The sequence below is a fragment of the Sphingobium chungbukense genome, from assembly GCF_001005725.1.
Classification (GTDB): Bacteria; Pseudomonadota; Alphaproteobacteria; order Sphingomonadales; family Sphingomonadaceae; genus Sphingobium; species Sphingobium chungbukense.
The window spans coordinates 1-3,087 of the sequence record NZ_LBIC01000030.1; the positions used below are offsets into that span (position 1 = coordinate 1).

Annotated in this window: 2 protein-coding genes; both read left to right on the forward strand. The window is 62.9% G+C overall.

Going from position 1 to position 3,087, the window contains the following annotated elements; all coding sequences use genetic code 11:
• Positions 1-37: 37 nt before the first annotated feature.
• Positions 38-1,564 (forward strand): DHA2 family efflux MFS transporter permease subunit, encoded by a 1,527-nt coding sequence (locus YP76_RS26340; protein WP_046766330.1) that lies wholly within the window; start codon positions 38-40, stop codon positions 1,562-1,564.
• Positions 1,564-2,991 (forward strand): efflux transporter outer membrane subunit, encoded by a 1,428-nt coding sequence (locus YP76_RS26345; protein ID WP_046766331.1) that lies wholly within the window; start codon positions 1,564-1,566, stop codon positions 2,989-2,991. The genes YP76_RS26340 and YP76_RS26345 overlap by 1 nt, the downstream gene beginning before the upstream one ends.
• Positions 2,992-3,087 lie beyond the last annotated feature (96 nt).

A 3,087-nucleotide genomic window follows, 5' to 3' on the forward strand; every position in this document is an offset into this window, starting at 1 on the left:
AGCGGCTGAAGCGCGGTGAGATGCAGGGCGCGCGCTGATGGCCGCCGAACGCGCAGGCCTGCGCGACTGGCTCGCCGTCGCGGCGGGAACAATCGGGTCATTCATGGCGCTGCTCGATATCTCGATCGTCAATGCGGCCTTGCCCACCATCCAGGGCGAGATCGGCGCGAGCGGAACTGAGGGCACCTGGGTCGCGACCTCCTATCTCGTGGCGGAAATCGTCATGATCCCGCTCAGCCCCTTCCTCGTGCGCCTGTTTGGCCTGCGCAACTTCCTTCTGGGTGCAGCGGTCAGCTTCACCGGCTTCTCGATAGTGTGCGGTATTTCAACGACACTGCCGATGATGATCGCCGGGCGCGTTGGCCAAGGCTTTACCGGCGGTGCCTTGATTCCGACCGCAATGACCATCATCGCAACCCGGCTACCGCCATCACAGCAGCCGATCGGCACCGCTGCCTTCGGCGGCACGGCCATCCTTGGCCCGGTGCTTGGACCGATCATCGGTGGGTGGCTGACCGATAACTACAGCTGGCACTATGCTTTTTTCCTCAACGTGCCGGTCTGCGTCGGGCTCGTCCTCCTCCTTCTGCTAGGGCTAAAGCATGAGCATCTTCGGCTCGACCAGTTGCGCCATGCTGACTGGCTCGGAATCGCAGGGCTCGCAATTGGCCTAGGTGCGCTCACCGTGATGCTTGAGGAAGGGCAGAGCGAGATGTGGTTCGAGTCCGCCATGATCGTGAAGCTCGCTCTAGCGACGTTGCTGGGCTTCACACTCATCGCCATCGGGCAAGTCCGGTCTTCGCAACCCGTTCTCAAATTAACGCTGATTTTCAGCCGGTCATTTGGAAGTGTTTTCATTCTAAGCCTTGTCATCGGCGTTGTCCTTTACGGCGTCACCTTTTTAATCCCGCAGTTTCTCTCAGTAATGGCAAATTACAGTGCTCTACAATCGGGACAGGTCGTCTTCGTCTCAGGTATTCCCGCGATCATGCTAATGCCGTTTCTTCCTCTCGCATTCAAATATCTGGATGTCCGTGTGGCAGTGATCTTCGGCATGACGCTGATAGGTATCAGTTGCGCCATGGACTGGCACCTAACGGCGCAGTCAGCGGGTGGCGATCTGACGGCTTCGCAGATTATTCGCGGCGCCGGTCAGATTTTCGCTATGATGTTCCTAAACCAAGCCGCGATCAGCGCCGTGGCGCCCGAGGATGCCAGCGATGCTTCCGCACTGTTCAATGCCGGGCGCAACCTCGGCGGATCGATCGGCCTTGCCATGATGGCCACCCTTCAGGACCGTCAGACCTTCCTCCATTTCAATCGCTTGAGCGAAACGGTGTCGGCCAACGCGGCGACCACACAGGAATGGTTCACGAGGGTTATGGCCATGCCGTCCGGCGAAGCCGGCGCCTATCGGCAGCTCGCAGGTCAACTCCTCAAACAGTCTACCGTCATGGCCTATAACGACCTGTTCTTCGCGCTCGGCGTCGCGATCGCGATCACCACGCCGCTGGCGCTGTTCCTCCGCCCGATCTCCTCCGACACGCAGATGGCGATGCACTGATGAAGCGACTTGGCTGGACCATTCTCCCCGCCCTTTTGACCGGATGCGTCGTCGGACCCGACTATGGAGGCCCGCCGAGCGTCGCGAGCGGCGAGCGCGCCGGATCGACATTTCGCCGCGCGGATCAGGCAGTCACGGTACCGCAGCCCCTTGTCGCACGCTGGTGGGAAGGCATGGGCGACGCGCAACTCACGATGCTGATCGACCGCGCGCTTGCCTCTAATCCGGACGTGGTGATCGCCGAGGCGCGCATCCGCAAGGCGCGCGCCAGCTTGCGCGAACAGCGCACAAACCAGCTTCCCACCGTCTCGGCGTCGGGGACTGCGATCGTTGCCGATCTTCCCGCCGGCTCGCTCGCGCTGCCGACGCAAGGCGAGCAATCCGATCGTATCAGGGCCGAATTCTACAACGCCGGCCTGGACGCGTCTTGGGAGATCGATCTGGTCGGCGGGCGACGCCGTGCCGCCGAAGGTGCCGAAGCCCAGGCTCAGGCAGCCGAAGCCAGCAGGGCCGATGCGCAGGTTCGTCTCTCGGCGGAGGTCGCCCAGAATTATGTGACCCTGCGGGAACTTCAGCAGCGCCTGATCCTGGCCCGTCGCTCCGCGGAGCTTCAGCAGCGATCACTCGCCCTGCTTCAACAGCGTGAGCAACGCGGTGCATCGTCGCGCGACGAGGTGGTTCGGCTCCAGACTGAGCTGACCCGCACGGAGGCCGGGCTGTTGCCGCTTGAAGGGCAGATCGCAACCACGCTCGACCAGCTTGCCCTGCTCACCGGCGACGAACCCGGTGCACACGACGCCGCGCTGTCTACCCCCGCGCCGATCCCGATGATCCCCGGGACTGTCGCGATTGGCGATCCGGCCGCCATGCTGCGACGCCGGCCGGACATTCGCGCAGCCGAGCGGCAGCTGGCGGCATCGAACGCAAAGATCGGAGTCAACGTCGCCCGGCAGTTCCCATCCGTCAGCATCATGGGTATCATCGGCCTCGGTGGCCCCAATATTGCCGATGTGATCGATCCTGACAGCATCGCGGGCCTTCTTCTGCCGCGGATCAGCTGGAGCTTCCTCGACTTCGGCCGTAATCGTGCTCGGGTCGAGCAGGCCCGGGCCGACCGCGACGAGGCGGAAGCGCAATATCGCAAGGCAGTCCTCGGCGCGCTGTCGGATGCGGAAACCAGCCTGACCCGCTTCGGTAATCAGCGCCGTAATCTGTTTTCGAGTATCGCAAGCCGGAACGGCGCCAGGCAGTCAGCGACCTATGCCGGGCAGCGATACGCGCAGGGAGCGATACCGATGACCACGTCAATCGATGCCGAACGGGCGGCGCTGGCTGCCGATCAGTCGGTGCTGGAGGCGACTGGCGAACTTGATCGTGCATTTGTCGCCCTGCAAAAGGCGTTGGGACTTGGATGGAGCCAGCGGTGACCGTTGTGCAACCATGCCGGGGAGGGGCGCTGACCGAGTGACGGCGCGCTTCTTCCTCCTCCTGTTGGGTATCTGCGTGATGACGCAATCAGGGGA

Excerpts from the sequence above, each read along its gene's own strand:
- YP76_RS26340 (WP_046766330.1), top strand. The coding sequence starts at position 38 with ATGGCCGCCGAACGCGCAGGCCTGCGCGACTGGCTCGCCGTCGCGGCG.
- YP76_RS26345 (WP_046766331.1), top strand. The coding sequence starts at position 1,564 with ATGAAGCGACTTGGCTGGACCATTCTCCCCGCCCTTTTGACCGGATGC.